General features: G+C 70.7%; 2 protein-coding genes. Both read right to left on the bottom strand.

Annotation, left to right across the window (positions count from 1 at the left end):
- Positions 1-28: 28 nt before the first annotated feature.
- A complete protein-coding gene (locus tag FNH04_RS43965) occupies positions 29-1327 on the bottom strand; it encodes an MDR family MFS transporter (RefSeq protein ID WP_322725610.1) in 1299 nt (432 codons plus the stop codon).
- A complete protein-coding gene (locus FNH04_RS43960) occupies positions 1324-2433 on the bottom strand; it encodes a PLP-dependent cysteine synthase family protein (RefSeq protein ID WP_152791833.1) in 1110 nt (369 codons plus the stop codon). The genes FNH04_RS43965 and FNH04_RS43960 overlap by 4 nt, the downstream gene beginning before the upstream one ends.
- Positions 2434-2979: the final 546 nt, after the last annotated feature.

Here is a 2979-nt window from a genome sequence, read left to right as displayed (position 1 = left end):
CGCCCCTCGTTCGCGGACCGGTGGTGGGTCAGGCCGCGACGGGCTGCGGCTCGGGCTCGGGGGTCACGAGGCGGCCGGTGCGGTGCAGGCCGTACAGGGCGGCCGCGCAGCCGAGGCCGAGCGCGCACAGCGAGATCCAGGGCAGCGCGGGCATGCCCGCCTCCCGTGCCGCGTCGAGAGCGGCGCCGGTGAGCAGGTTCCCGAGCGTGATGCCGACTCCGCAGATGGTGTTGTAGAGCCCGTAGTGCGTGGCGACGAGGCGGTCACCGGAGAGGCGGACGATGGTGTCCATCTCGAAGGGATAGGCGATCATCGTGCCGAGCGCCAGGAGCAGCGCGGCGAGCGTCGGCGGCACCGCGGCCAGCAGCCACAGAGCCGCACCGGACTCCGGTACGGGTACGGCGGTGGCCGCCAGGAGCGGCACGAACGCGATGCCCATGAGTGCCAGCCCCCGCGTCAGCGCCTGGCCGGGCTCGTACCGGTCCTTGCACCAGGCGGTCACCCTCGTCTGGCCGAGGATCGTGCTCAGTCCGGAGACGGCGAAGAGCACCGCCACCGCGGCCGTGCCGAATTCGCCGTCACCGCCGAGCCGGCGCACCTCCAGCGGCAGGGACAGATAGACCTGGAAGGTGAGGACGTACGAGCCGATCATGGCGCCGGAGAAGAGGAGGAACGGCCGGTTGGCGAGGATGCCGCGCCACTGGGTGAGCACGCCGTCCCGATCCTTGCTGTCCTTCCCCTTGGTGTCCTCGGCCCGCCGGGCGGGCAGCGCGCGGATCTGCACGACGGACAGCAGCGCGAAGATCCCGGCGGCGACCAGACAGGTGATCCGGAAGTCCACGCCGGTCAGCACCATGCCCACGAGCGGGCCCAGCAGGATCCCGGCCTGGTAGAAGACGTTGAACAGCGCGAACGCCTCGACCCTGCGCTCCCCCGCGTCCGCGGCGAGGTACGCCCGGACCGCCGGGTTGAACAGCGCCCCAGCGAGCCCGGTAGCCGCGGAGGCGGCGATCAGCGCGGTCAGCGAGTCGACCAGGCCGAGGGTCGCGAAGCCGACCGTGCGCAGCACGCATCCCGCGACGATCATCGGCTTGTAGCCGAGGCGGTCGGCGAGCGTCCCGCCGACGAGGAACATGCCCTGCTGGCTGAAGTTCCGTATGCCCAGGACGAGTCCGACGACCCAGCCGGCGAGACCGAGGGTGCCGGACAGATGGGCGGCCAGGTATGGCATCAGCATGTAGAAGCCCAAATTGATGGTGAACTGATTCACCATCAACAGCTGGACGCTCCGGTCGTAGGAGCGCATCTGTGTGAGTGTCGTCCTCACCGCGAACCACCCGTCTCCGCAACGGTCTCGGTCACGAGGGCGACCGGATCGGTGACCGCTGTGCAGCGCGTCCAGCGGGTGACTTCCTTCTCGTCGGGGCGGCCGACGACCTCCGGTTCGGGTGCCGGAGTCACGCCCAACAGCCCGTGCCGGGCGCAGTATTCGTCGTCGTAGACCGTCTCCAGGTAGCGCTGGGGCCCGTCGGGGAAGATCGCCACGATACGGGTCCCCGGCGGGGCCGTACGCGCGACCCAGCCGGCCACCAGCGCGACCGCGCCGACGCTCCAGCCGCCCGTGGCGTAGTGGGAGGCGGCCAACTTCCTGCAGGCCCAGGCGGATTCACCCGGAGCCACCCAGTGCACCTCGCTGAAGTTCTCGTACGCCACGTTGCGCGGATAGATGCTGGAGCCGAGGCCCCGCATCAGACGGGTACGGGCGGGCTGACCGAAGATGGTCGACCCGACGGTGTCCACACCCACCAGCCGCATCTCGGGGTACAGCTGGCGCAGGACGCGCGAGATGCCCGCGGAGTGGCCTCCCGTGCCGACGCTGCAGACGAGTACGTCGATGTGGCCCATCTGCGAGGCGAGTTCGAGGGCGAGGGGCGTGTAGGCGGCTACGTTGTCCGGATTGCTGTACTGGTCGGGGCACCAGGCTCCGGGATGCTTCGCCATCAGTTCGGCCACGCGATCGCGGCGGGCCTGCTGCCAGCCTCCGGTCGGGTGCGGTTCAGCAACCACGTCGACGGTCGCGCCGTAGGCGGCGAGCAGCCGGTTCATCGACGGTTCGAGACCGGGGTCGGTGACCAGGGTGACGGGGTGGCCGTAGACCATCCCGGCCAGGGCGAGGCCGAGGCCGAGGGTGCCGCTGGTCGATTCGATGATCGGGCGACCCGGCTGCAAGTCGCCGCGCGCCCGGGCCCGCTCAACCATGTGCAGTGCGGGGCGGTCCTTGATGCCGCCGGGGTTGAAGCCCTCCAGTTTCGCCCAGAAGCCGCGGTCCGGCTCGGTGAAGGGCTGGGAGATCTGCAGAACGGGTGTGTTGCCGACGAGCCCCTGGAGCGTGGGGCCTGCAGGGGTGGGGTCGCTCGTGGTCAGGGAGTGCATGTCTTCGCTCTCGTATCGATGTGGACGCATGCGGATGCTCATCTCGCGCGACGGCCAAGGCACGACACGCGGCGGGCCGACGAGGGCCGAACCCGCGGGGCGGCCTCTATATGCGCCACCTGCAGATGGCGGTGAGAGCGGACCGGCCGCCGCTCGGCAGCAGTCTTCGGACGGCGCCGAGGGGCTGATGCACGGGAGTTGCTGTGGCGTCCGTCAGCGGCAGCGCGGTGACGGCGGGTGGCTGGACCCGAGGGGACGGCGGCGGGAACAGGGCCTGTCCAGGGCGCGGCCCGTGGCAATGGTCGGGAGACTCGAATGTGTCAAGGCTTTCCCCGTCGGAACCCCCCGCGGGCGGTGGAGCTTCGGTCGAGGCGGCAGCCGATCGAACGGGCGGCTCCGGCGCTTGGCGTTGATCGCCGAGGCACGCCGGCAGCATGAACAGCAGGGCGAACAGGGTGCCCCGGACGAGCAGGATCCTCCGGAGCAGACGTAACGGTGAGGCATGGGCACGGGAGAGGGCAGGGGTGGGCGGCACAGGTCCTCCGC

Source organism: Streptomyces phyllanthi, assembly GCF_009377205.1.
Classification (GTDB): Bacteria; Actinomycetota; Actinomycetes; order Streptomycetales; family Streptomycetaceae; genus Streptomyces; species Streptomyces phyllanthi.
The sequence above is the reverse complement of the archived record's forward strand: the minus strand, read 5'-3'. Positions and strand labels throughout refer to the sequence as shown.